This window comes from Archangium lipolyticum (assembly GCF_024623785.1).
In the GTDB taxonomy this organism is placed as follows: Bacteria; Myxococcota; Myxococcia; order Myxococcales; family Myxococcaceae; genus Archangium; species Archangium lipolyticum.
In genome coordinates this window covers 763948-789804 of record NZ_JANKBZ010000002.1, presented here as the reverse complement: position 1 = coordinate 789804, position 25857 = coordinate 763948, and the positions used below count along the sequence as shown (strand labels likewise).

At 68.5% G+C, this 25857-nt stretch carries 15 protein-coding genes; 10 read left to right on the top strand and 5 right to left on the bottom strand.

The window, feature by feature from the left end; genetic code table 11:
* Nucleotides 1-2: 2 nt before the first annotated feature.
* The gene (locus NR810_RS06890) at nt 3-1403 is read left to right on the top strand and encodes a sigma-54-dependent transcriptional regulator (RefSeq protein ID WP_257449191.1); all 1401 of its coding nucleotides are present in this window, start codon (nt 3-5) and stop codon (nt 1401-1403) included.
* An 18-nt stretch (nt 1404-1421) separates the two neighbouring features.
* On the opposite strand, the gene NR810_RS06885 is transcribed toward NR810_RS06890, so the two are convergent.
* Nucleotides 1422-1835 (bottom strand): cupredoxin domain-containing protein, encoded by a 414-nt coding sequence (locus NR810_RS06885; RefSeq protein WP_257449189.1) that lies wholly within the window; start codon nt 1833-1835, stop codon nt 1422-1424.
* 154 nt (nt 1836-1989) lie between these two features.
* Nucleotides 1990-2271 (bottom strand): type II toxin-antitoxin system RelE family toxin, encoded by a 282-nt coding sequence (locus NR810_RS06880; protein WP_257449187.1) that lies wholly within the window; start codon nt 2269-2271, stop codon nt 1990-1992.
* Between the two features lie 322 nt (nt 2272-2593).
* Here NR810_RS06880 and NR810_RS06875 point away from each other — a divergent pair, with 322 nt between their 5' ends.
* Both NR810_RS06875 and NR810_RS06870 read left to right on the top strand, forming a co-directional pair.
* Nucleotides 2594-4156 carry a sensor histidine kinase gene (locus tag NR810_RS06875; protein WP_257449186.1) on the top strand — a complete coding sequence of 521 codons (1563 nt, stop codon included), beginning with the start codon at nt 2594-2596 and terminating at the stop codon, nt 4154-4156.
* A complete protein-coding gene (locus NR810_RS06870) occupies nt 4149-7043 on the top strand; it encodes a PAS domain S-box protein (RefSeq protein ID WP_257449184.1) in 2895 nt (964 codons plus the stop codon). Before NR810_RS06875 ends, NR810_RS06870 begins: the two co-directional genes overlap by 8 nt.
* Nucleotides 7044-7047: 4 nt before the next feature.
* Here NR810_RS06870 and NR810_RS06865 read toward each other — a convergent pair whose 3' ends face one another.
* Together NR810_RS06865 and NR810_RS06860 are read right to left on the bottom strand one after the other, a co-directional pair.
* On the bottom strand, nt 7048-9345 hold the full coding sequence (locus NR810_RS06865) for a PAS domain-containing protein (RefSeq protein ID WP_257449182.1): 2298 nt from the start codon (nt 9343-9345) through the stop codon (nt 7048-7050).
* A gap of 167 nt (nt 9346-9512) precedes the next feature.
* Nucleotides 9513-11105 carry an ArnT family glycosyltransferase gene (locus NR810_RS06860; RefSeq protein WP_257449180.1) on the bottom strand — a complete coding sequence of 531 codons (1593 nt, stop codon included), beginning with the start codon at nt 11103-11105 and terminating at the stop codon, nt 9513-9515.
* A gap of 242 nt (nt 11106-11347) precedes the next feature.
* On the opposite strand from NR810_RS06860, the gene NR810_RS06855 reads away from it, so the two are divergent.
* The 6 genes from NR810_RS06855 to NR810_RS06830 all read left to right on the top strand — a co-directional run bounded on the left by NR810_RS06855 (nt 11348) and on the right by NR810_RS06830 (nt 22371).
* Nucleotides 11348-14572 carry a CHASE3 domain-containing protein gene (locus tag NR810_RS06855; RefSeq protein WP_257449178.1) on the top strand — a complete coding sequence of 1075 codons (3225 nt, stop codon included), beginning with the start codon at nt 11348-11350 and terminating at the stop codon, nt 14570-14572.
* Nucleotides 14573-15073: 501 nt separating this feature from the next.
* Complete coding sequence (locus tag NR810_RS06850) at nt 15074-17146, top strand: PrkA family serine protein kinase (protein ID WP_257449176.1); 2073 nt, start codon at nt 15074-15076, stop codon at nt 17144-17146.
* A 21-nt stretch (nt 17147-17167) separates the two neighbouring features.
* Nucleotides 17168-18277: a DUF444 family protein gene (locus tag NR810_RS06845; RefSeq protein WP_204225908.1), complete on the top strand. Its 1110-nt coding sequence runs from the start codon at nt 17168-17170 to the stop codon at nt 18275-18277.
* Between the two features lie 20 nt (nt 18278-18297).
* Complete coding sequence (locus NR810_RS06840) at nt 18298-19791, top strand: SpoVR family protein (protein WP_257449173.1); 1494 nt, start codon at nt 18298-18300, stop codon at nt 19789-19791.
* A 164-nt stretch (nt 19792-19955) separates the two neighbouring features.
* The gene (locus NR810_RS06835; protein ID WP_257449170.1) at nt 19956-21128 is read left to right on the top strand and encodes a peptidoglycan DD-metalloendopeptidase family protein; all 1173 of its coding nucleotides are present in this window, start codon (nt 19956-19958) and stop codon (nt 21126-21128) included.
* 160 nt (nt 21129-21288) lie between these two features.
* The gene (locus NR810_RS06830; RefSeq protein WP_257449168.1) at nt 21289-22371 is read left to right on the top strand and encodes a class I SAM-dependent methyltransferase; all 1083 of its coding nucleotides are present in this window, start codon (nt 21289-21291) and stop codon (nt 22369-22371) included.
* Nucleotides 22372-22389: 18 nt separating this feature from the next.
* Here the strand turns inward: NR810_RS06830 and NR810_RS06825 are convergent, their stop codons facing one another.
* Nucleotides 22390-22977 (bottom strand): DUF2378 family protein, encoded by a 588-nt coding sequence (locus NR810_RS06825; protein WP_257449166.1) that lies wholly within the window; start codon nt 22975-22977, stop codon nt 22390-22392.
* Between the two features lie 303 nt (nt 22978-23280).
* Between NR810_RS06825 and NR810_RS06820 the strand changes: the two genes are divergently transcribed.
* Nucleotides 23281-25797: a glycogen/starch/alpha-glucan phosphorylase gene (locus NR810_RS06820; RefSeq protein WP_257449165.1), complete on the top strand. Its 2517-nt coding sequence runs from the start codon at nt 23281-23283 to the stop codon at nt 25795-25797.
* Nucleotides 25798-25857 lie beyond the last annotated feature (60 nt).

Here is a 25857-nt window from a genome sequence, read left to right as displayed (position 1 = left end):
GCATGGAGACGCGCGGACGCGTGCTGGTGGTGGACGACAAGGAGAACATCCTCAAGCTCTTCGCCCGGCTGCTGGGCGACACCTATGAGGTGACGTGCGCGGAGGACGGGGCTCGTGCGCTGGCGCTGGTGGCGGCCCAGGAGTTCGACGTCGTGGTATCCGACGTCCGCATGCCCGGGGCGGACGGCTTCGAGGTGCTGCGCGCCGTCAAGTCCCGCTACCCCGACACCGAAGTGGTGATGATGACGGGCTACGCCACGGTGCCGGATGCGGTGGAGGCGATGCGGGCGGGCGCCTTCGACTACCTCCAGAAGCCCTTCCTCCCCGACGCCCCCACCGAGCTGGTCGCACGGGCGATGGAGCGCCGGCGGCTGCGCCTCCAGGCGGAGGGGATGGGGCGGAAATCGCCAGACGCGGGCTTCTCCTTCCTCGGGGCCGTGGGCCGCAGCGCGGCGATGCAGGAGGCGCATCGGCTCATCGAGCAGGCGGCGCGCCTGGACATCACCGTGCTGCTGACGGGCGAGACGGGCACGGGCAAGGAGCTGGCGGCGCGGGCCGTCCACCTCAACAGCGCCCGGCGTGAGCGCCCCTTCGTGGCCGTCAACTGCGGCGCACTACCGACGGAGCTCGTGGAGAGCGAGCTGTTCGGCCACGGAAAGGGCGCCTTCACCGGCGCGGCCCAGGCCAAGGAGGGCCTCTTCGAGGAGGCCAACGGCGGAACGCTCTTCCTGGACGAGGTGGGGGACCTGCCGTTGAACGCGCAGGTGAAGCTCCTGCGCGTGCTGCAGGAGAAGGAGGTGCGGCGCGTGGGGGAGACACGGCCCGTGTCCGTGGACGTGCGGGTGGTGGCGGCCACCCACCGCGACCTGCGTGCCGCGGCGGCCCAGGGGCGCTTCCGGGAGGACCTCTTCTACCGGCTCAATGTCTTCCCGGTGCAGTTGCCGCCCCTGCGCGAGCGCAAGGAGGACATTCCCCTGTTGGCCGCCCACCTCCTGGACAAGCACTGCAAGGCGATGGGGCGCACATTGGAGGGGATCACCCCGGAGGCCCTGCGCACGCTCATGGGCTACCCATGGCCGGGGAACGTGCGTGAGCTGGAGAACGCCCTCATGCGAGCGGTGGCGGTGGCCACCGGCCCCAGCGTGACGGAGCGGGACCTGCCGCCCGAGGTGCGGGAGCGTCAGGAAGGAGCCCTGCCGGGTGCGGCGGCGAAGCAGCTTCCCTACCGGGACGCGCTCGACCTGGCCAGGGACCGCTTCTCGCGCGAATACCTCACGGCGCTGCTGCGCGATTACGAGGGGAACGTCACCCGTGCCGCCGAGCACGCCGGTATCGAGCGCGAGAGCCTGCACCGGCTGCTCAAGCGCTACAGCATCCGCTCCGACGACTTCAAGCCGCGGTAGGGGCTGGCCCCGGGCACGCTATCGGATGGTGACGATCCCGCTGATGTGGTCCATCGCGCAGGCGTAGCGCAACGTGCCCGACTCGCTGGGGGTGAACTCCACCGTCACCGGCGTGTCCAGGGGGAGCGGCTGGTTGATGCCCAGGTCCTCCAGGATGATCTCCGTGGCGCACGTCTTCTCCGTCTTGCGCGTGACCACGAGGCGGACCGGGTGTCCCGCCTTCACCTGCACGTTCGAGGGCTCGAAGCCCTTGGAGGTCACCGTGAGCTCCACGGTGCGGACTCCGTTCTTGCCGGCCGGGGCGGCAGCCGCCTTGGCCGAGCCTCCGTGCGCGGGCCGTGCCCCTTGCTTGCCGTGCTCGTCACACGCGGCCGCGGGAGTGGCGGCGGCCAGGGTCAGGGCAGCGAGGGCTCCCAGCAGGATCTTCTTCATGGATGGGTCTCTCCCGGAGTGAGGGTGACCTTGCCCGAAGCACAACGTATGCCGGGGTATATTCACTCCTGTTTTCGCGGGGTTGGCGCCACGTAGTTCCTGGCCGGAGTGCCCAGGCGGGTTTCCCTGTAACCCGCCCGGTCACGGGTGCTCCTCACGGAAGACGGCGGGCGATCTCCCGGAGCGTGAGGCGCCTGCGGTCGGGATCCACCTCGAAGACGGCGGCATACCCATCGACCAGGATGGAGCGCGTCTCGACGGTCCTGATGAGCTTCTGCGGCAAGGGCACGGGAGTCGCCGGCCTCAACCGGGCCGCGGTCGCATCCAGTTCCTCACGGATGCGCTGGTACGTCTCCAACGGCAGGTGGGCCAGCTGCCGCCAGGCGGCGGCGCTGACTTCCACGGTGTACTTGTCGAGGCTCTCGGGTCTACGCATTTCGGGCCTGCTTCAAGCAGCAGTCATGCCAATTCCACCCTCTGTCATCTCCAGCACTTATCCAGGGGGTCGACAGACGGGCTGGAGTTCTTACAAGCGAACGCTTGAAGGATTTTCAGTCCAGTACCGATCATCCGGGGCACCAACCCCCTGGCGTGGACTCGCACGGCAGCCTGCTGGCCGCGCCGTTGCGGTGGGACTGCCCATGCCGCCCGGAAGCTCCCTGCATATGTGTCCCCTGGGGGACTCCACTTCCGCCCCGCGGGCTTGTCTCGCGGCCGGGGCGGCTTCACGCATGGACGGGCAAGCGCTGACAGGCTTCATGAAACCGGACACGATCGCCACGGGCGCCACCCAGGTGTCTCCCTGGAGGGGATGGGAGGTGCTCGCCGCCTCGCAGTTCGCATCCTTGTGGGAGGCCCCCATCGGCATTGCCTTCCTGGATGGGGAGCTGCGCTTCGTGCGCATCAACAAGGCGCTGGCCGACATCAACGGCCTGCCCCCCGAGGCGCACATCGGCAGGAGCATGCCCGAGGTGCTCCCGGAAACTCCCTCGGAGCTGGTGGGGGCGCTCCGGCGCGTGCTGTCCACGGGCCTGCCGCTCGTCGACATCATCCTCGAGCTCCGCACGCCCGCCACCGGAGACGAGGACCACCACTACCTCGTCAACTACCATCCCGTGAGGAACGACGCGGGGGACATCATCGGCCTGGGCGCCACCGTCCAGGACATCACCCGGTGGCGGGAGACCGAGCGGGCGCTCCAACTGAGCGAGGAGCGCTTCCGCTCACTGGTGCTGTCTACCGCCCAGGTGGTGTGGACGACGGATGCCGAGGGCCGGGTGGTGGAGGACAGCCCCAGCTGGCGAGCCTTCACCGGCCAGACGGTGGAGCAGTGGATGGGCATCGGATGGTTCAATGCCGTCCACCCGGAGGATCGCCCGCGGGTCCGTCAGGTCTGGCTCGAGGCCGTGGCCCAGCGGAAGCCCTACCTGGTGGAGTACCGGGTGCTGCGGCCCGATGGGCGCTACACCCCCACCCTCGCCCGAGGAACCCCCGTCTTCAACGCCGATGGCTCGCTGCGCGAGTGGGTGGGCATCAATACCGATATCTCCGCCAGCCAGCGGGCACAGGAAGAGCGAGAGCGGCTCCTCGAGGAGCTGCGGCAGGCCGTGCGCGCCCGGGACGAGTTCCTCACCGTGGCCGCGCACGAGCTGCGCACGCCCCTCACCACCCTCACGCTCCGGTTGCACTCCCTCTGGCGCGACCTCCAGGCCGAGCCCGGCACACAGCTGGCTCGCAAGGCGATGGACCAGTTCGAGGCGATGCGCCGGCAGGTGAAGCGGCTCTCGGAGCTGGTGGACGGCTTGTTGGACGTGAACCACCTGGAGGGGGACCGGCTCGAGGTACGGGTGGAGCACCTGGAGCTGTGCACGCTGGCACGCGAGGTGGCGGACCGGCTCGCGGGCGAGGCCACCAGGGCCGGATGCACGTTGGAGGTGGAGGCGGAGTGTGAGGTGCCGGGCCTCTGGGACCGGAAGCTCCTGGAGCAGGTGCTGTTCCACCTGCTGAGCAACGCGCTCAAGTACGGTGCCGGCCGGCCCGTGCGCCTCCGGGTATCGCAGGTGGAGGGGTGTGCCCGGCTGACGGTGCGGGACGAGGGCATCGGCATCGCGCCGGAAGACGTGCCGCGCATCTTCGGCCGCTACGAGCGCGCGGTGTCCGAGCGGCACTATGGAGGACTGGGGCTGGGCCTCTACATGACGCGGCGGTTCGTCGAGGCCCTGGGTGGCACGGTGCGCGTCGAGAGCACCCCCGGGGCGGGCGCCACCTTCACCGTGGAGCTGCCGCCGCGGCCCCCCAGCGAGGAAGACGTCCGTGAGTAGCGAACCGCACCCGCCGGAGCTCCCGCACCTCGCGCTGACGGACCTGCTGCTGGCCCGGAGCGAGGAGCTCGTCCAACACTGGAGCGCGAGGCTGCACGAGGGGCTCGCGCCCGGTGAACCCACCCGGTCCGAGCTGGGGGACCACATCGGCGACATCCTCCGGGAACTGTCCGGGGTGCTGCGCCGACCCCTCCCCGGCGGGAAGAGCCCCAGGGCCCGGGAGCACGGGGGCCAACGCCCGCGCGACGGCTTCGACATCCAGGCGCTGGTGCGCGAGTACCAGGTGCTGCACGAGTGCATCCTCGAGCTGGTGGAGGAGACGGACGTGTACGTCACCCTCGGCGAGGTGCGCGCTCTCGGCGGCTTCATCACCGCCCGCATCGCCGAGGGCGTGGCCGAGTCCCTCCGCCAGCGCGACGCGCGCCAGCCCCCCGCGCCCGGCGGCCCCTCCCCGGAGCTCACCGCGTGTCAGGAGGCCCAGGCCGTGCACGCCTCGCTCCTGGCCCGGGAGAAGCACGCCCGCCAGCAGGCGGAAGAGGCCCTGGCCCTGCTGGACACGCTCCTCACCACCGCCCCGGTGGGTCTGGCCTTCCTCGACAAGGGGCTGCGCTACGTGCGCATCAACCAGATGCTGGCGGACATCAACGGCATCCCCCTCGAGGGCACCGTGGGCCGCCACCTGCGCGAGGTCATCCCGGAGCTCGCCGCCCACCTGGAGCCCATCTACCGCCGGCTCCTGGAGACGGGGGAGCCGATGATCGGCGTGGAGCTCTCCGGCACCACCGCCGCCACCGGCGGGGAGGTGCGCCACTGGCTCGTCAGCCACTACCCGGTGCGCAACGCGGCCGGGGAGCTCCTCCTGCTGGGCTCCTCGGTGCTGGACATCACGGACCGCAAGCGGGCCGAGGAGGCCCGGAGCGCGAGCGAGGAGCGCTTCCGCCTGCTGGTGGAGGAGGTGGAGGACTACGCCATCATCATGCTCGACCCGGAGGGCCGGGTGGCCAGCTGGAACGCGGGCGCCGAGCGCATCAACGGCTACGAGGCGCGGGAGGTGCTCGGCCGGCATGTCTCCGTCTTCTACACGCCCGAGGACGTGGCGTCGGGGGAGCCTTGCGGGCACATCCAGGCCGCGGCCACCCAGGGCCACTGCCGGGCGGAGGGGCTGCGCGTGCGCAAGGACGGCCAGCGCTTCTGGGCGGACACCGTCATCACCGCCCTGCGCGACGAGCACGGCGTGCTGCGCGGCTTCTCCGACGTCACCCGCGACGTCTCCAAGCGCAAGCAGGCGGAGCAGGCGCTGCGCGAGACGACCCAGCGGCTCCAGGCCATCCTCGAGACGGCGGTGGACGGCATCATCACCATCGACGAGCGGGGCACCATCCAGAACCTCAACCCGGCCACGGTGCGCATCTTCGGCTACTCCCCCGAGGAGCTCATCGGCCAGAACGTCAGCATCCTGATGCCCGAGCCCTACCGGGGCGAGCACGACGGCTACATGGCCAACTACCTGCGCACGGGCGTGCGCAAGGTCATCGGCCTGGGGCGCGAGGTGAGGGGCCGGCGCAAGGACGGGAGTGTCTTCCCCCTGGAGCTCTCCGTCAGCGAGACGCGCCTGCCCCAGGGCCGCTTCTTCACGGGGCTGGTGCGCGACATCTCCACGCGCAAGCGCGCCATGGAGGCCCAGTCCCTCTTCGTCGAGGCGGGCACGCTGCTGTCCCAGTCACTCGATGTGGCCACCACCCTGAGGAAGCTCGCCTCGCTGGCCGTGTCGCGCCTGTGCGACTACTGCATCGTGGATCTGCTCGGGGAGGATGGGCAGTTGCACCGGCTGGAAGTGGCCACACGAGAGCCGGGGCTCCAGCCCCTCATCCGCCGCACGGTGTCCTACGCCCCCCTGATTGGAAACCACAGCCCCCTGATCCGGGCCCTGGAGCGCGGCAAGGCGATGGCCGTGCCCGTCGTCACGCCCGAGTGGCTGGACTCCGCCGCGGTGAACGCGGAGCACCGGGCCCTGCTGGAAGAGCTCGGACCGAAGTCCGTGGCCGTCGTGCCCCTGGTGGCCCGGGGCCGGAAGCTCGGCATCATCTGCTTCGCCTGGCTGCGCTCCCGCGCCTCGACGATGGCGGCGGACGTGGAGGTCGCCAAGGGCCTGGCGGACCGCGCCGCCGTGGCCATCGACAACGCGCGCCTCTACCAGGAGGCCCAGGAGGCCGCCCGGGTGCGCGAGGACGTGGTGGCCATCGTCAGTCATGATCTGCGCAACCCCCTCAACGCCATCACCCTCTCGGCCACCACCCTGCTCAAGCGCGAGGACGTGGACGAGCGCACGGCGAAGGCCATCCGCCGCATCTACGCGGCGGCGGACCGGGCCAGTGGGATGATCCGCGACCTGCTCGACTTCACCCAGGCACGCGTGGGGGGCATCCCCATCCACCGCCGGCCGCTGGACTTCCACGCGCACGTGCACCACGTGGTGGACGAGGTGCAGGGAGCCCACCCCGAGCGGCACATCGACTTCCACGCCCGCGGCGATGGCCAGGGTGAATGGGACGAGGGCCGCCTGGCCCAGGTCGTCACCAACCTGGTGGGCAATGCCCTCCAGCACAGCCCCGCGAGCACACCCGTGCGGGTGTCCACCTGGAGCGAGGGCCCGGGCGTCTGCCTCGAGGTCCACAACGAGGGCGCCCCCATCCCCGCCGAATTGATACCCACTCTCTTCGAGCCCTACCGGCAGGGACCGGAGGCCGGAGCGGGCCGGGGCAGCCTGGGCCTGGGCCTCTTCATCACCCGGCAGATCGTCCTGGGCCATGGCGGTACGCTCGAGGTGCGCTCCTCCGAGAACGACGGCACGACGTTCACGGTGCGGCTCCCCCGGCACCGGCACTGAGGCCCTACGCGGGAGCCCTGGACGCACGAGAGAGTGCCTGGGCGCACAGCTGCCCCAGCGCGACGAGGAAGTCCCGCTCCTCGGGAGGGAAGCTCCGCTTGTCGGGGAAGGACAACCACAAACACCCCAGGGACCGCTCCTCCACCCGCAGGGGAAGCCCGACGCGCGCCTGGTAGATGGGCGACAGCCACGCGAAGCTGGGGTAGTTCGCCGTCAGCTCCTCGGCGGACGTGAACCAGTGCGCCTCCTCGGCGAGCACCACGTCGCCATAGGGCGTCCGCTCTCCCGGGGGGATGTGGCGCAGGCGGCGGATGAACTCCTCGGGGTAGCCCACGTCATGGAGGCTTCGGAGCGAGCCATCGCGCTCCTGGAGGAAGACGACGCCCGCGTGCGTGCCGGCGTGCAGGAGCCCCTCGGTGAGGATGGCGCGCGCCACCTCCTCGGGCGTGGCGGCCCGGGAGAGCGCCGCCGCCACCGCCTGGAGACGGGAGGCCCGCCCCTGCGCCTCGCGCGCCTCGCGGTACAGCAGCGCGTTGTCCACCGCGAGCCCCGCCCGCCGGGCCAGCTCCCGGGCCAACGGGATGTCCTCCTCGGTGAAGTGCCGGCCACTCTCGGCCTGGCTCAGCGAGAGCACGCCCAGCACCCGCCCCCGCGCCTCCAATGGCAGCAACAGCGTGGAGGTCAGCCCCAGGGCACGGCCCACGCGCAGATGCTCCTCGCTGCGCGTCAGGCCGGACAGGGCCTCGTCCGTGAGGGCCTTCACGAGGACGGGCTCGCCGGTGCGCAGCACCTGGGCCACTCCGCCATGGACGTTCTTGTCGATGGGCCAGCGGCGCGCGATCTCGAAGGCGAGCGACACCTTCTCCGGGTCGCGGTGCACGGAAACCACCCGCTCCACCGCGCCCGAGGGGGAGAGCAGGTCCACCGTCACCCAGTCCGCCAGGCGGGGCACGAACAGCTCGGCCAGCCGCTGAAGGACGGCCGCGTCATCCAGGGAGGAGAGCAGCTCGCCCGCCTCCGCGAGGAGCCGGAAGCGGCCCTCGCTCTCCCGCAGCGCCCGCTCGCGGTTGCGCGACTCCGTCACGTCGCGGGTGACGGCGAGCACCGACACCACCGCGTCCCGCTCGTCCCGCTCGGGCACCAGGTGCGCGTCGTAGTGCCGGAGCCCCTCGGACGTGGAGAGGTCGAAGGAGAGCGACGCCGCCTCCCCCTGGAAGGCCTCGGAGATGGCCCGCGATGCGCTCTCCACCCTGTCCGGCGGCAGGCCGAGCTCCTCGCTGGTCCGGCCCAGGAAGCTCTCCGCGGGCTGGCCCGTGGTGCGCTCGATGCGGCGGTTGACGTAGAGGAGCCGGTGCTGGCGGTCGAAGCGGGCGACGAGGTCGGGGATGTTGTCGGCCAGCCGGCGGTACTCCGCTTCCCGCTGGCGCAGCGCCTGCTCGGTGGTCTCGAGCCGCCGACGCGCGTTCACCTGCTCCGTCACCTCCACCGCGTGGGTGAGCAGCCACTCGACCTGTCCCTGGTCGTCGAGGAGGGGTTGGTAGACGAGGTCGAAGAAGGCCTCCTCCGGGTGGCCGTCCCCGCGCCGGTCGAGCGCCACGGGAAATTCCCGGCCCACGAAGGGCTCGCCGGTGCGCATCGCGTGCCGCAGGGCCTCCATCACCCCCGGTTGGGAGAGGATCTCCGGCATCACCTCGCGCAGGGGCTTGCCCAACACGACGGGGCGGCCGAGCACCTTCTCGTAGAGGGGATTGGCGAACTCGAAGATGAACTCCGGCCCGCGGGTGATGGCGATGGCCGCCGGGGTCTGCACCAGCAGGCCCAGCAACCGCGAGCGCTCAAGCTCGGCCTGCTCGCGCTCCGCCTGCTCCTTGAGCCGCTCCCGGTGCAGGAACAGCTCGACGAACACCTCCGCCTTGGCGCGCAGCACCAGGGGATCGAACGGCTTGAAGAGGAAGTCCACCGCGCCCAGGGCGTACCCCTGGCTGGTGAAGTACGGGTCGGCCGTCATCCCGGTGACGAAGATGATGGGAGTGCGGCGCGACCGCTCCCGCTCGCGCATGAGGCGCGCCACCTCGAAGCCGCTGATGTCCGGCAGGTGGACATCCAGCAGCACGAGGGCGCAGTCCTTCTCGAGCAGCAGCCGCAGGGCCTCCCCACCCGACGAGGCCGTCAGCACCTCCTGGCCCAGGGGTGAGAGCAGCGCCTCCATGGCGAGGAGCTGATTGGGGCTGTCCTCGACGAGCAGGATGCGCGCCTGCTGGGGGAGGGAGGACTGCGCGGAAAGGGGGGCGGCGGACATCATGGCGCGGGGGTGAACATCTCGAGCTGGGGAGTCAGGAGCCCGGCGCTCATCGTTCTCTCATGAGAAGGAGGGCCCGGGCCATTCCTTCCAAGGCGAGAAACACCCGATGCCAGGAGGGAGGCCCTGTGTGTGTCACATGGCCAACCCTGGCGCGAGCAGCCCGGCCCTCAGCGGCGCCGGTAGACGTGCAGCGGCGCGGAGAAGCCGTCCAGTTCCTCGTACGCCACGCCATCCAGCGTCAGCGTCCGGCCCTCCAGCTTCGCGCCGGGGTCCTTCAGCAACGCGCCGTTGTCGAAGCGCACGAGGTACTCTGGCTGGGCCTCACGCAGGTGCTTGCGGAAGGTCGCCCAGCGCACGCGGGCGAGCCGCTCGTCCGGCAGCGCGGAGAAGAAGGCGAGCTGGAGGTCCAGGTAGCTCGGGTCCTCGTCGAGGATGGCCGCGCCGCCCTTGGCGGCCACCTCGTCCTTGAGGAAGCGGGCCACCTGCATCAGCGGCACGGGGTTGGTGGAGGTGGGGCTCACCGGCCGCAGGCTGTCGTGCAGGCCGCCGTCGACGCGGAAGGTGTAGAGCCCCAGGGCCACCGGCACGGCCACCGCCAGCACCGCGCACGCCGCGGCCACGGCGCGGCGCACCCCGGCCCCGCTCTGGCCCACACACGCCTCGAAGCCCGGCACCACGAAGGGCAGCAGGAGGGCCACCTCCGTCACCGTGAAGCGCCCCAGCGGCTGGAAGTCCATCAGCACCGAGGCCCGGAAGGTGAAGTACGCGGCGGGCACCACCGAGGCGAGCACCAGCCAGCGCACCTCCGGCTGCTCCCGCCACATCCGCTTCATGCCCACCATGCTCAGCAGCGCCACGCCCGGCGACAGCGTCAGCAGCGCCACCCCCGGCCAGAAGCCCAGGTTCTCCAGCCGGTAGCGCCACGTCCCCACCCGGGCGATACCGTCCCGCACCCAGTCCGCGTGGAACTGCTCCACCGCGCGGATGGGGTAGAAGGGGTCCCCGTGCGCCAGCTCGTTGCCCTGCATCCACAGCAGCGGGAAGGGCAGGCACAGCAGGCCGAAGCTCACCGCGCGCGTGGCACCGGCCACCCGGTCGTTGCCCCAGAGGAACAGCGCCACGGCGAGCAGCGGCATGAAGAGCCACGCGTCGTAGCGCGTGGCACACGCCAGGTTGAGCACCGCCGCCGCCCCGAAGAGGGGCCCCAGCCGGTTCTCGTCCAGCCCCCGGGCGATGAGCGCGAACACCGACAGCATGAGGAAGAGCGAGAGCGCCTCGCTGGCCGCCGTCGTGGACATCTGCAGGTGCATGCCCCACACGGAGAAGGCCAGCCCGGTCCACACCCCGGAGCGCCAACCGAAGACGCGCCGCGTGAGGGAGAAGAGCGGCACCACCGACAGCACCCCGAAGAGCAGACTCACCAGCCGGCCCGCGAGCGCCTTGTCGGGGACCAGCTCCAGCGCGAAGGCCACCAGGTACAGGTGGAGCGGTCCGAACTGGAAGGCCCCGTCCCCATAGGAGGTGATGAGGTGCGGCTGGCGCAGCCAACGCTCCGCCAGCTCCACGCGCGCCACCGCGTCACCGTAGAAGTTCTCGTTGAAGGGCATCAGCAGCAGGCGCGGGAGCAGCGCCGCGGCGATCAGCAAGCCCACCAGCAACCGGGTGCTCGGCTCCCGGGCCGCGTCGGACACCGTGGAGAGGACGGGGTTGGAGCCAGAGGGACGAGGCGGGGAGGCGGGAACGGTCGAAGCGGACGGCATGGGGTCGCGGAGAATACGCAGGCGCGGCCCAAAGCCAAGGGAGCTACCCGCCGAGGGGGTGTTTTTCCACCCTCCATCCCTGAACGCCTGCCCGTGGAGCAGGCGTGTTGGTGGGTGTTCATCCCATCTCTCCAGGAGAGGCGGCCGGGCCGTGATGTGTTACGGACCGGGTGCGCGCCACGACCGCTCTCACCGGGACCACCGGTGGAGGGGTTGGAGCGGCGCCTCGGAAGAAGGCCCGCATGGCAAGTATCCCCTCCCCGCGCTCCCCCATCCCCAGGCGCCCGCGCCGGTTTCCACTGCCGGTCCTCGCGGGACACCTCGCGGCCTCACTCGCCGTGCTCCTCATCGCCGGCCTCTTCCTCCGCTCGACCCACCAGCTCTCCAGTACCTCGGGCCGTGTGGCGCATACCCTGGATGTCATCAACGAGGCGGACCGCCTCCTCTCCCTGTTGAAGGACGCCGAGACGGGCCAGCGCGGCTACCTCCTCACCCGGGAGGAGCACTTCCTCGCCCCCTATGAGGAAGCGCTCCTCCACATCGGCCCCTCGAAGGAGCGCTTGCGCTCGCTCCTGTCGGAGAATGACGCCCAGCGCCAGCGCCTCGAGCGGATGGACACGATCATCCAGCGCAAGCTGGAGGTGATGGAGCAGACCATCTTGCTCCTACGCGAAGGCCAGTCCGCCGAGGCGATCGAGCGTGTCCGTGCCGGTGAGGGCAAGCGGCTCATGGACGAGCTGCGCGTCCTCGAGCGCGAGTTGCGCGAGGAGGAGCAGCGGTACCTGGAGGAGCAGAACACGCAGCTCGCGCAGGCCTCCGGGCGCGCCGACAACATCGTGCTGGCGGGCAGTGGCTTCCTGCTCTGCTTCGTCGGGTTCGCGGCGTTCAGCTTCATGAGGGACTGGCGGGACCGGGAGCGCATGCAGGACCTGCGCGTGCGGGAAGAGGCGGAGCGGCAGCGGGCCCGGCTCCAGACCATCCTCACGCAGGTGCCCGCGGCGGTGGGCGTCTACCGGGCGGCGGATCAGGTCTGCGAGCTGGCCAACCCCGCCCTCGAGCGGCTCCACGGCAGGCCCCTGGTCGGCCGCGCCCTGTGGGATGCCTTTCCGGAGCAGAAGGGCACCGCGCTCTTCGACATCTTCAACGACGTGTTCCGGACGGGCCGGCCCTTCACGACCACGGGCATGCGGGTGATGTTGGATCGCCGCAACGACGGCCAGTTCACCGAGGGCTATTTCAACATCACCTACCAGCCCATGTGGGACGGGCAGGGCCAGGTGGAGGCGGTGCTGCTCTTCGCGGTGGAGGTGACGGAGCAGGTGCATGCCCGGCAGGCGGCGGAGACCGCGCTCGCCGAGCGCCAGCGCGCCGAGCAGCTCCAGGGCGAGTCCGAGGCACGCTTCCGGCTGCTCGCGGAGACGCTGCCCCAGCTCATCTGGACATCCCGGACGGACGGGTACACCGAGTACTTCAACCCGCGCTGGTACGAGTACACGGGGCAGACGCCGGAGCAGGCGCTCGGGCAGGGCTGGAGCCAGGCCCTCCACCCGGAGGATGTCAGGCATGCGCTCGAGAGCTGGAAGCGCGCGGTCGCCACGGGAGAGCCCTATGGCATCGAGTACCGCCTGCGGCGGGCGGATGGGGCGTACCGCTGGTTCATCGCACGCGGCCTGCCGTTGAGGGACGCCGCGGGACACATCACGCACTGGTTCGGCACCTGCACGGACATCGACGAACAGACGCGCGGCGCGGAGTCGCTCCTCTTCCTGTCCGAGGCGAGCGTGGCCCTGGCGGCCTCGCTGGACCACGCGGCGACACTCCAACAGGTGGCACGCCTCACCGTGCCGGTGCTGGCGGACTGGTGCATCGTGGACCTGAAGAGAGAGGACGGCGGCATCGAGCGTGTCGAGGTGACCCACGCGGACCCCACGCAGGCCCCGCTGGCGGACCAGCTCCGCCGCTACCCGCCCACCGGGAACGAGCATCCTTCCGCCCGGGCGATGCACTCGGGCAGGACGGTCCACCTGCCGGAGATGACCCGGGAGAGCGTGGCGCGCTCGGCGAGCAACGCCGAGCACCTGCGGATCACCCAGGAGCACATGAAGCCGCGCTCCCTGGTGGCCGCGCCGCTGCTGGCGCGGGGACGGACGCTCGGCGTGCTGACGTTCGTCACCACGGAGACCTCCGGCCGCCGTTATGAGGAGGAGGACGTGCTGCTGCTCGAGGAGGTGGCGCGCCGGGCGGCGATGGCCCTCGACAACGCGCGGCTCTTCTCCCTGGCGCAGGAGGAGCGCAAGCACGCGGAGGAGGCCAACCGCCTCAAGGACGACTTCCTGGCCACCGTCAGCCACGAGCTGCGCACGCCCCTCACGGCGATGCTCGGCTGGGTGAAGCTGCTGCGCAGCGGGCGGCTTCCCCCCGACAAGCACGCCAAGGCGCTGGAGACGGTGGACCGCAACGCCCAGGCCCAGGCCCAGCTCATCGAGGATCTGCTGGACGTGAGCCGCATCATCACCGGCAAGCTGCGGCTGGAGACGCAGCCGGTGCACCTGGCGGAAGTGGTCCAGGCGGCGATGGAGTCGGTGCGGCCCGCGGCGGACGCGAAGGAGATCCGCTTCCAACCGGAGCTCTCCGAGCCGGAGGACCTGGTGATGGGAGACCCGGGCCGGTTGCAGCAGGTGGTGTGGAACCTGCTCTCCAACGCGGTGAAGTTCTCTCCCACGGGGAGCCGCGTGAGGGTGCTGCTGCGGCGCGTGGACAGCTCGGTGGAGGTGACGGTGGCGGACGAGGGGCCGGGCGTCCCCGCGGACTTCCTGCCGCACATCTTCGAGCGCTTCCGCCAGTTGGAGGGCGGCACCACGCGGCGGCATGGAGGACTGGGCCTGGGGCTCGCCATCGTCCGGCACCTCGTCGAGCTGCACGGCGGAACGGTGCACGCCGAGAGCGAAGGCCCGGGCCGGGGGGCCACCTTCACGGTCCGCCTGCCCCCCGTCCTCCCCCGGCAGGCGGCGCCGGACTCCGCCGCGCCCCGGAAGCCGGTGGCCCTGCCCTCCGTCAGGCCGTCCCTCCACCCCGTGCTCGCGCAGCGGCGCATCCTGGTGGTGGACGACGAGGAGGACAACCGCGAGGTGCTGAAGATGATGTTGGAGGAGTACGGGGCGCACGTCCTCACCGCGGCCTCCGCTGCCGAGGCCCTGCGGGCCGTGCGCGAGCACGGACCCGAGCTGCTCATCTCCGACATCGGCATGCCGGGAGAGGATGGCTACCAGCTCATCACCCAGGTGCGCGCGCTCCCGGCCGAGGAGGGTGGCGGAGTGCCAGCGGTGGCCCTCACGGCCTATGCCCGGGTGGAGGACAGGGCGCGTGCCCTGACGGCCGGCTTCAACATGCACGTGGCCAAGCCCGTGGAGCCCTCCGAGCTGCTGACGCTCCTGTCCAACCTCATGTCCCTGTCGCAGACGGGCTAGCGGGGAAGGAGCTCGCACGTCCACCCTCGTCCCCACGCTGGCGCCCAGCGCCCTCACCTTCTGTGCGCTCGGCCTGCTGTCCTCTACCCGACAGAGGTCCTGCCCACCTGGGCCGTGTCCGCCGCGCGCCGACATGTAGAGCAGGCGGGGACGCTGCCCCACAGTTGACCGTCCAATTTCCGCCCTTCCCCTCGTACTGTCGTTCACTGAAGACCGAGTTTTGTAGAGCCCCCTCCCCGCGGCCCGCGCCACCCTTATAATGGAGTGTGCCTTTTCACCCCGTGGAGGCGGGGCCGCCGCATCGGCGACGCGCCCTTCCGACACGAGCTGGCCACGCGGTCCCACCCCGCGGCGGGGTCCCGAAAAGGGCAGGTCGGGCGTTCGTGTCGTTCTGGGACCCGTCGTGGGTGGTGTTGGAATGGCCCATTACACCCCCAGGTTCACTTTTTGGCCCTCTAAAGGCGCGGAAATCCCGCGCTCCGGGTGGCTCGAGGGAGAGACATGAAGGACGTAGAGAACAAGGCTTCATCTTCCTGGGTCGCGAGGATCGCCGCGTTGCAGGACGCGAAGACCTACGCGGAGCTCCATTGGGAGGGCTCCTTCGAGGACTACCTCGAGATCGTCCGGAAGAACCCCAAGGTCACCCGCACCGCCTTCCAGAGGATCTACGACATGATCCTCAGCCACGGGAAGACGGAGTACATCGACAACAAGAAGAAGCTCATCCGCTACCACTTCTTCAGTGACGAGAAGTTCGGCGGCCGCGACGCCATCTTCGGCCTGGACGTGCCGCTGATGAAGCTGGTCAACGTCTTCAAGTCGGCGGCCCAGGGCTACGGCACCGAGAAGCGCGTCATCCTCCTGCACGGACCGGTGGGCTCCTCCAAGTCCACCATCGCACGCCTGCTCAAGAAGGGCCTGGAGGACTACTCCAAGTCCCCCGAGGGCGCCGCCTACACCTTCTCCTGGCTCACGGACAAGAAGGGCGCGGACGGCGTCACCGTGCGCGAGAAGATGAAGTGCCCGATGAACGAGGAGCCGCTCAACCTCATCCCCCGGGAGTGGCGGCCCAAGGTGCTCGCCGAGCTGTGCCCGCCGGAGAGCGGCTACACCATCCCGGATGGCAGCGAGCTGTGCCCCGCCTGCCGCTTCGTCTTCAAGGAGCTGATGACGCAGTACAAGGGCGACTTCGGCAAGGTGATGGAGCACGTCCGGGTCAACCGCCTGGTCTTCAGCGAGAAGGACCGCGTGGGCATCGGCACCTTCCAGCCCAAGGACGAGAAGAACCAGGACTCCACCGAGCTCACCGGTGACATCAACTACCGGAAGATCGCCGAGTACGGCTCGGACTCCGACCCGCGCGCCTTCAACTTCGACGGCGAGTTCAACATCGCCAACCGCGGCCTCATCGAGTTCGTCGAGGTGCTCAAGCTCGACGTGGCCTTCCTCTACGACCTGCTGGGGGCCTCGCAGGAGCACAAGATCAAGCCCAAGAAGTTCCCCCAGACGGACATCGACGAGGTCATCATCGGGCACACCAACGAGCCCGAGTACAAGAAGCTCGAGAACAACGAGTTCATGGAAGCGCTACGCGACCGTACGGTGAAGATCGACATCCCGTACATCACGAAGCTCTCCGAGGAGGTGAAGATCTACGAGAAGGACTTCAACTCCCGCGCCATCAAGGGCAAGCACATCGCCCCGCACACGCTGGAGATGGCGGCGATGTGGGCCGTCCTCACGCGCCTGGAGGAGCCCAAGAAGCACAACCTCTCGCTCTTGCAGAAGCTCAAGCTCTACAACGGCAAGACGCTCCCCAACTTCACCGAGGACAACATCAAGGAGCTGCGCAAGGAGGCCAGCCGCGAGGGCCTCGAGGGCATCAGCGCCCGCTACATCCAGGACAAGATTTCCAACGCCCTGGTGAGCGACAAGGGTGAGGGCTGCATCAACCCCTTCATGGTGCTCAACGAGCTGGAGGCCGGTCTCAAGGGCCACTCGCTCATCAACAGCGAGGACGCCCGCAAGCGCTTCCGCGAGATGCTCACCTCGGTGAAGCAGGAGTACGAGGACATCGTCAAGAACGAGGTCCAGCGCGCCATCAGCGCCGACGAGGACGCCATCGGCAAGCTGTGCGGCAACTACATCGACAACATCAAGGCCTACACCCAGAAGGAGAAGGTGAAGAACAAGTACACCGGTCTCTACGAGGAGCCGGATGAGCGCCTGATGCGGTCGATCGAAGAGAAGATCGACATCCCGGACAGCCGCAAGGACGACTTCCGCCGGGAGATCATGAACTACATCGGCGCGCTGGCCGTGGACGGCAAGAGCTTCAACTACCGGACCAACGAGCGGCTCCACAAGGCGCTGGAGCTCAAGCTGTTCGAGGACCAGAAGGACAGCATCAAGCTCAAGAACCTCGTATCCACGGTGGTGGACAAGGAGACCCAGGAGAAGATCGACCTGGTCAAGGACCGGCTGATGAAGAACTACGGCTACTGCGAGATCTGCTCCACGGACGTGCTGAACTTCGTGGCCAGCATCTTCGCGCGTGGTGACGCCAAGGAGTAGCCACCCAAGAAGGGGGTAGTCGTGTCACTGCGGATCCACCAGGACCACTCGCGCTTCAAACAGATCGTCCGCGGGAAGATCAAATCCAACCTGCGCAAGTACGTGCAGAAGGGGGAGATGATCGGAAAGAAGGGGAAGGACACCATCGCCATCCCCATCCCCTTCATCGACATCCCCCACTTCAAGTACGGCCACAAGGAGCAGGGGGGCGTCGGTCAAGGGGACGGTGAGGTGGGTCAGCAGCTCTCCCCGGGCGCGGTGCAGCCCGGGGACGGGCACCAGGCCGGCCAGGGAGAGGGTGACCACTCCCTGGAGGTCGACGTCACGCTCGATGAGCTGGCGCAGATCCTGGGGGAGGAGCTGCAGCTCCCCCACATCGAGCGCCGGCACAACGAGAAGATCGTCACGCAGAAGATCAAGTACACCGGGGTCAACACCACGGGCCCCGAGTCGTTGCGCCACTTCAAGCGCACCTACAAACAGGCGCTGAAGCGGCAGATCGCGATGGGGACGTATGACCCGGCGCGGCCCATCATCGTCCCCACGCGGGAGGACCGGCGCTACCGCAGCTACAAGCTGCAGGAGCTGCCGGAGACGAACGCGGTCATCATCTACATGATGGACGTGTCGGGCTCGATGGGAGACGAGCAGAAGGAGATCGTCCGCATCGAGAGCTTCTGGCTCGATACGTGGCTGCGCCACCAGTACAAGGGACTGGAGGCGCGCTACATCATCCACGACGCGGTGGCGCGCGAGGTGGACCGGGACACGTTCTTCCACACCCGCGAGTCCGGCGGCACGATGATCTCCAGTGCCTACAAGCTGTGCCGGGACATCATCAAGGCGGACTACCCGAAGAGCGCGTGGAACATCTATCCGTTCCACTTCTCGGACGGGGACAATTGGAGCGCGGACGACACGCGGCAGTGCATCGAGATGCTGCGCGAGGACATCCTCCCCAGCGTGAACCAGTTCGCCTACGGTCAGGTGGAGAGCCCCTATGGCAGCGGCCAGTTCATCAAGGATCTGCGCGAGGCCATCGGAGACTCCAACAACGTCGCCCTGAGCGAGATCGCGGACAAGGACGCCATCTACGCCTCCATCAAGGATTTCCTCGGTAAGGGCCGCTGACGCGGCCGCCGGAGCTCGCGATGCCCAAGAGCCTCACCCCGCCGTTGAGCAAGCTGAAGGAGGAGATCGAGGGCTACGCCCGCCAGTTCGGTCTCGACTTCTTCGAGACCATCTTCGAGGTCGTCAGCTACGACGAGCTCAACATGGTGGCCTCCTATGGAGGCTTCCCCACGCGCTATCCGCACTGGCGCTGGGGAATGGAGTACGAGCAGCTGTCCAAGGGATACGAGTACGGGCTCAGCAAGATCTACGAGCTCGTCATCAACAACGACCCCTGCTACGCGTACCTGCTGGAGAGCAACTCGGACGTGGATCAGAAGCTCGTGATGGCGCACGTGTACGGCCACTGCGACTTCTTCAAGAACAACTTCTCCTTCCGGCACACCAACCGCCGGATGATCGACGACATGGCGAACCACGCCACGCGCGTGCGCCGGTGGATCGACAAGATTGGCGTGGAGAAGGTGGAGGACTTCATCGACCGGACGCTGTCGCTGGAGAACCTCATCGACCAGCACGCGCCGCACATCCGCCGCAACCCGGACCCGAAACGGGCCGAGGACGAGATGAAGTCCAACGAGCGGGTGGAGGGCTTCAAGGTGAACCGCGAGTACATGCGCGGCTTCATCAACCCGGCCGAGTTCCTGGACAGCCAGCGCAAGAAGGTGGAGGACGAGAAGCTCAAGGCGAAGAAGTTCCCGGAGCGCCCGCAGCGGGACGTGCTGCTCTTCCTGCTGGAGCACGCGCCGCTGGAGCCGTGGGAATCGGACGTGCTGTCCATCATCCGGGACGAGGCCTACTACTTCGCGCCGCAGGGCCAGACGAAGATCATGAACGAGGGGTGGGCCAGCTACTGGCACTCGACGATCATGACGCGGCGGGCGCTGAAGGATGACGAGGTCATCGACTACGCGGACCGGCACTCGGGGACGATGGGGACGAGACCCGGAGCGCTCAATCCCTACAAGCTGGGCATCGAGCTGTGGAGGGACATCGAGGAGCGCTGGAACAAGGGCCGGTTCGGCAAGGAATGGGACGAGTGCGATGACCTGAGGGCGCGGCGCTCGTGGGACAAGAAGCTGGGAGTGGGCCGGGAGAAGATCTTCGAGGTGCGCAAGCACTACAACGACATCACCTTCATCGACACGTTCCTGACGCCGGAGTTCGCGATCGAGCAGAAGCTGTTCGTGTACGGCTTCAACGAGAAGCGCAACTCGTGGGAGATCCTGGACCGTGAGTTCCGGAAGGTGAAGAACAAGCTGTTGCAGGGGCTGACGAACTTCGGGCAGCCGATCATCGAGGTGGTGGACGGCAACCACGAGAACCGTGGGGAGCTGCTGCTGGCGCACAAGCACGACGGGCAGGATCTGAAGGGCGACTACGCGCGAGAGACACTGCGCAACCTGCAATCGCTGTGGCGGCGGCCGACGTGCATCATCACGAAGTACGACAACAAGGGCGTACTGCTGCGCTTCGACGGTCAGAACCACACGGAAAAGAAGATCGACCTCTAACCAGGCCGGACCCGTGTATGCCCCCTCTCCCTCTGGGAGAGGGCTGGGGTGAGGGTCGTCGGGGCCCGTAGAGCAGCCGGGCAGCCGAGCCCTCGCCGCCATGTGGAAATCTTCTGTCGGAAGTTAGGCACAGGCCTGTAGCTCCACTACACTGCGCGGGCCCCATGAGACTCGCCGCCACCGTCCTGTGCCTGGGTGTGCTGTTCGCCGCGCCCTTCGCCGAAGCCTCGACCACGCAGTACACCGTCAAGAACCGCCGTATCGAGCCGAACCAGCCGCTGGCGGCGGCGCTGCAGGAGGCAGGGCTGCCGACCGAGCAGGCCGGGGCGGTGATCTCCGCGCTGGAGGGCGTGTTCGACTTCCGCAAGTCGCGGGTGGGAGACCAGTTCCGGCTGGTGATGAAGGGTGGCGAGCTGGACTTCTTCGACTACCGGCAGAGCTCGGTGGACGAGTGGCAGGTGAGGCGGGACGGGGACAAGTTCGTCGGGAGCAAGCGCACCATCGAGGTGGAGAAGCAGGTGGGGTTGGTCTCGCTGGAGATCAACAACTCGCTCTACGAGGCGGCGCTGGCGGCGGGGGAGGATCCGCTGATCGGCATGGTGCTGGCGGACGTGTTCGCCTGGGACATCGACTTCTACCGGGACGTGCGCAAGGGGGACAAGGCGAGGGCGCTGGTGGAGAAGTTCGTCTCCAAGGGCCGCATCCTCCGGTACGGAGAGGTGCTGGCGGCGACGTACGAGGGCGAGTCGGTGGGCCACAAGCGGGTGTTCCGCTACGAGCTGCCGGACGGGAAGGCGAGCTACTTCCAGGAGGACGGGGCGAGCGCGCGCAAGGCGTTCCTGAAGAGCCCGCTGAAGTACGCGCACGTGACGAGCCGGTTCGGCAGCCGGTTCCACCCGGTGCTGCAGTACGTGAAGGCGCACAACGGGGTGGACTACGCGGCGAGCGTGGGCACGCCGGTGTGGGCGGTGGCGGACGGCACCGTCACCGTGGCGCACAACACGGGAGCGGGCGGAAACACGGTCTGCCTGCGGCACACCAACGGCTTCGAGACGTGCTACCTGCACCTGTCCAAGTTCGGCGCGGGCGTGCGCGCGGGGGCGCGAGTGAGCCAGAAGCAGGTCATCGCCCTGTCGGGCAACACGGGCCGGAGCACGGGCCCCCACCTGCACTACGCCCTCAAGCGCAACGGGGCCTACGTCAACCCGCTCAATCAGAACTTCCCTCGCACCGAGCCGCTGCCCAAGAGCCTGCTGCCGGACTTCCGCGCGAAGATCGCCCCCATGGCGCAGCAGCTGGACGCCGTCTCCGTGGCCTCGGCGGACGCCAGGAAGTAGCCTCTTCCCGGTTTGTCTTCCTGACCTGGGATGTTGGGTGGATAGGATTTTTCGGCTCTGACCGGGATATGCATCGTCCCCTCGGGCCCCTCGGCGAGGACCGACCTGCCTGATAGGATGGACGGTTATTGCCGTCATTCCCCCCACCCCCCCAGACAGAATGTCCGCGATCGCAGAGTTCATCCAGACAGCCGAGGAGCTCCACCGGGGACTCGCCCGGCTCAGTGAAGAGTTGCAGCAGGGCTTGCCGGAGCGCCTGGCCCGCTTCCCGAGAGATCCCGAGCAGCGCCACCAGATGCAGTTGGAGCAGGTGGCGCTGCTGAAGAAGCGCCTGCCGGAGGTCTCCAGCTGGCTGGACGGCCTCTTCGCGCGGCTCACCACGCTGGACAGCCAGCTGACGGAGGAGGAGCGGGAGCGGGCGCTGGAGCACCACCGCTCGGCCGTGCAGCCCTTCTTCCTGCAGAGCCCCTTCGTGCGGCGCGCGGTGGACAAGCCCCTGGGCTACCCCGGGGACTACGTCACGGTGGAGATGATCTTCGAGAGCGAGGATCGCGGCGTCTCGACGCTGGCGCGCATCCTGACGCACTACTCGCTCAACTGCGGGCCGGGCCGGGCGCACCGGGCGCGCGTGCCCTGGCTGCTCGGCCAGCTGCGAGGCCAGGAGCAGAGGCTGGGACGGCCCCTGCGGGTGCTGTCCTTCGCCTGCGGGCCCGAGCACACGCTGCGCGACTACACCGCCCTGGGCGGCACGGGCAGCTTCACCCTCTGCGACTTCGATCCGACGCCGCTCGACTACTGCCGCCGCCAGTTCGACAAGCTCTCGCGCCTGCCACGCAACGACGTGCCCATGCCGCAGCTGAACTTCGTCCAGCTCTCCACCTACCAGCTGCTGCGCCACCGGGACGCGCCGGAGCAGCTGCGCAACCCCGAGGGCCCCATGGACGTCGTCATCGCCGCGGGCATCCTCGACTACCTCAAGGACAACGTCATCGCCCGCTTCCTGGACACCATGACGTCCCTGCTGGCGCCTGGCGGCCTGCTGCTGCTGACGAACCTGCACCAGGAGAACCCCTGGCGCTCCTTCATGGAGTACGTCTGCGACTGGTACGTCATCCACCGCACCCGGGAGCAGTTCCAGTCCCTGTGCGAGGGGCCGGCCAGCCGTGGCCTCGAGACGGTGGAGACGGTCGTCGACGCGCCCTCCGGCACCAACATCTTCTGGGCCGGACGCAAGAAGGGCTGAGCGGGAGCGGGACGGTCCTCAGTCGTACTCGACGAGGTACTGCGCGTGGTTGATCGCGATGACCGTCCCCGTCACCTTGCCGTTGCCGCGCATGACGCGCACGGCCTCGGTGAGCGTGCCCTCGTGGAAGTAGATGGGCTGCATGTCCCCCTTGTAGTCGAGCCGGAAGCGGTTGGGCCCCAGGTCCTCGTACGAGCGGCTCCCGTAGCTCACCAGCGTGGAATACACGGTCTGCACTGAAGTGAAGAGCCGCTTGGGATCATTCATCCCGATGAGCTTCACCAGCGTGTTGCCCACGTAGGACTTGAAGAAGCCCGTCGCGGTGGAGGCGCCACAGGCCCGGATCGCATCCTCCACCGAGGGGTACTGCGACTCCAGCACGTCCGCGGCCGTGTAGATGAGCCGAAGGAAGTCCGCCACCGGGTACGAGAAGAAGTCCACCGGCATCTTGAGGACCCGGAGCTGCTGCAGCAGCCGTTCCACGCCCGCGCTGCCCGTCCGCTGCTCCACCAGTCCATACACGGACTTGAAGATGAAGCCGCGCACGGTGTCCTCGGGCTTGCAGATGGCGATCCGCTGAGCGAGGTCGTTCTTGTCGCTAGGCATGAAAAAACCTTCCGGATTCCAGGCCGGGGGCGGGTCTGGATTCTCGTGCTTACTACCAGACTCTTCGCCGGATCGGCCAAGTCTCTGTACCTCCGCCCCCCCACATCCGGGAGGGTGGATGCCCGCCTCCATGGCATGCGGGCGCGGACCCGGGGTGGGACAGCCTGCCCCCTCTGGAAGCACTCATTTTTTCTTTCGGTGCGACCGGGGCGAGAGACAGGTACCCTGGCCTACCCCGCGTACGGTTCAACAGTGAGCACCGTGCGCATCTCGCAACCTGAACATCCCCGAAGAGCTCCACGAATGTCGAACCTCGCACCCGTCGCCGACCTGCCGAACACCTCCGCGACCGACACGCACGACACGGGACGTGAGCCCAGCCGCACCGGGCTCGACCCGCGCAATGTCCGCCGAGGCTTCCTCGAGCACGTCCGCTTCTCGCGCGGAAAGAACCCGGAGACGGCCACTGCCCACGACCGCTTCATGGCGCTGGCGCTGGCCGTACGCGATCGCCTCGCCGACCGGTGGGTCCGCACGGCGCGCACCTACAACGCGCAGGACGTGAAGCGCGCCTATTACCTGTCCGCCGAGTACCTGCTGGGACGCGCGCTGGGCAACAACCTCATCAACATCGGCATGTACGACGCGGCCGAGCAGGCCCTGCGCGAGGTGGGAGTAGACCTGCCCTCGCTCATCGAGATGGAGCCGGACGCGGGCCTGGGCAACGGCGGCCTGGGACGCCTGGCGGCGTGCTTCCTCGACTCGCTGGCCACGCTCGGCTACCCCGGCATGGGGTACGGCATCCGCTACGAGTTCGGCATCTTCACCCAGGACATCGTCGACGGCTACCAGGTGGAGCGCGCCGACGAGTGGCTGAAGTTCGGCAACCCCTGGGAGATCGTCCGCCCCGAGAAGGCGGTGCCGGTGCGCTTCTTCGGGCGCGTGGAGCACCACCAGGGCGCCGACGGCCGGCCCGTGGCGCGCTGGGTGGGCGGCAAGACGGTCATCGGCGTGCCCTACGACACGCCCATCGCAGGCTACGGCAACAACACCGTCAACACCCTGCGGCTGTGGCAGGCTCGCGCCAGCGAGGAGTTCGACCTGCTCCTCTTCAACGCCGGTGACTACGAGCGCTCGGTGGTGGAGAAGAACGACTCGGAGGTCATCTCCAAGGTCCTCTACCCCAACGACGCCTTCCAGGCCGGCAAGGAGCTGCGCCTCAAGCAGCAGTACTTCTTCGTGGCGTGCTCCATCGCGGACATCGTCCGGCGCTACCTGAAGAACCACACGGACTTCAACGACTTCCCCAAGAAGGTCGCCATCCAGCTCAACGACACCCACCCGGCCATCGCCGTGGCCGAGCTGATGCGCGTGCTGGTGGACGAGAAGCGCCTGCAGTGGGACGAGGCGTGGGGGGTGACGCAGGCCACGTTCGGCTACACCAACCACACGCTGCTGGCCGAGGCCATGGAGAAGTGGCCCGCCACGCTCTTCGAGCGGCTGCTGCCCCGCCACCTGGAGATCATCTACGAGGTCAACCACCGCTTCCTGCGGCAGGTGCAGATCCGCTACCCGTTCGACAACGACCGGATGCGGCGGATGAGCCTGGTGGAGGAGGGCCCGGAGAAGAAGATCCGCATGGCGCACCTGGCGGTGGTGGGCAGCCACAGCGTCAACGGCGTGGCGGAGCTGCACACCAACCTGCTGCGGCGCGACGTGCTGCCGGACTTCGCGGAGATGTACCCCGAGCGCTTCAACAACAAGACCAACGGGGTGACGCCGCGGCGCTGGCTGCTGTGGAGCAACCCGCGGCTCTCCAAGCTCATCACCAGCCGCATCGGTGACGGCTGGGTGTCGGACCTGGATCAGCTCCAGAAGCTGGCGCCCCACGCGGAGGATCCGGTGTTCCGCAAGGCCTTCGCCGAGGTGAAGAAGCAGAACAAGGAAGACCTGTCGCGCTACCTGCGGGACACGTGCTGGGTGAACCTGGACCCGAACGCCATCTTCGACGTGCAGATCAAGCGCCTGCACGAGTACAAGCGCCAGCTGCTCAACGCGCTGCACATCGTGTCGCTGTGGATGAAGGCGCGGCGCGACCCCAGCACCATCATCGCCCCGCGCGTGTTCCTCTTCGGCGCGAAGGCGGCCCCGGGCTACCACCTGGCCAAGCTCATCATCCGGCTGGTCAACGGCATCAGCGAGGTGGTCAACAGCGACGCGGGCACCACGGGCCTGCAGGTGCTGTTCGTGCCCAACTACCGGGTGAGCCTCGCCGAGCGCATCATCCCGGCCACGGACGTGTCCGAGCAGATCTCCACCGCGGGCATGGAGGCGTCCGGCACGGGCAACATGAAGTTCATGATGAACGGCGCGCTCACGCTGGGCACGCTGGACGGCGCGAACGTCGAAATCCGCCAGGTGGTGGGCGACGACAACTTCTTCCTCTTCGGCCTCACGGCGGACGAGGTCATCGCCCGCAAGCGCGCCGGCTACCGGCCGCGTGACGAGTACGAGCGCAACGTCGAGCTGCGCGAGGCGTTGGATCTCATCGCCTCGGGCTTCTTCTCGCCGGAGGACAAGAACCTCTTCAAGCCCCTGGTGGACAGCCTGCTGGAGGAGGACCGTTACCTCGTGCTGGCGGACTTCGCCGCGTATGCCGCGAAGCAGGAAGAGGTGGCGCGCACCTACAAGGACCAGGACGCATGGACGCGCAAGGCCATCTTCAACGTGGCACAGGCGGGCATCTTCTCCTCGGATCGCACCATCAAGCAGTACGCCGAGGAGATCTGGCAGGTGAAGCAGACGCCCGTGGGCCCGTGAGCCCGGGCTGAAGGAGTGCCCGTGGCCCGCCGGGGCCACGGGCGCCCTGCCCCTCCGGTG

Bases quoted from the DNA above. Each gene is read 5' to 3' on its own strand.
- NR810_RS06880 (WP_257449187.1), bottom strand. From the start codon at position 2,271: ATGCGTAGACCCGAGAGCCTCGACAAGTACACCGTGGAAGTCAGCGCC.
- NR810_RS06840 (WP_257449173.1), top strand. From the start codon at position 18,298: ATGCCCAAGAGCCTCACCCCGCCGTTGAGCAAGCTGAAGGAGGAGATC.
- NR810_RS06820 (WP_257449165.1), top strand. From the start codon at position 23,281: ATGTCGAACCTCGCACCCGTCGCCGACCTGCCGAACACCTCCGCGACC.
- NR810_RS06865 (WP_257449182.1), bottom strand. From the start codon at position 9,345: ATGATGTCCGCCGCCCCCCTTTCCGCGCAGTCCTCCCTCCCCCAGCAG.
- NR810_RS06855 (WP_257449178.1), top strand. From the start codon at position 11,348: ATGGCAAGTATCCCCTCCCCGCGCTCCCCCATCCCCAGGCGCCCGCGC.
- NR810_RS06860 (WP_257449180.1), bottom strand. From the start codon at position 11,105: ATGCCGTCCGCTTCGACCGTTCCCGCCTCCCCGCCTCGTCCCTCTGGC.
- NR810_RS06885 (WP_257449189.1), bottom strand. From the start codon at position 1,835: ATGAAGAAGATCCTGCTGGGAGCCCTCGCTGCCCTGACCCTGGCCGCC.
- NR810_RS06825 (WP_257449166.1), bottom strand. From the start codon at position 22,977: ATGCCTAGCGACAAGAACGACCTCGCTCAGCGGATCGCCATCTGCAAG.
- NR810_RS06875 (WP_257449186.1), top strand. From the start codon at position 2,594: ATGAAACCGGACACGATCGCCACGGGCGCCACCCAGGTGTCTCCCTGG.
- NR810_RS06890 (WP_257449191.1), top strand. From the start codon at position 3: ATGGAGACGCGCGGACGCGTGCTGGTGGTGGACGACAAGGAGAACATC.
- NR810_RS06835 (WP_257449170.1), top strand. From the start codon at position 19,956: ATGAGACTCGCCGCCACCGTCCTGTGCCTGGGTGTGCTGTTCGCCGCG.
- NR810_RS06830 (WP_257449168.1), top strand. From the start codon at position 21,289: ATGTCCGCGATCGCAGAGTTCATCCAGACAGCCGAGGAGCTCCACCGG.
- NR810_RS06850 (WP_257449176.1), top strand. From the start codon at position 15,074: ATGAAGGACGTAGAGAACAAGGCTTCATCTTCCTGGGTCGCGAGGATC.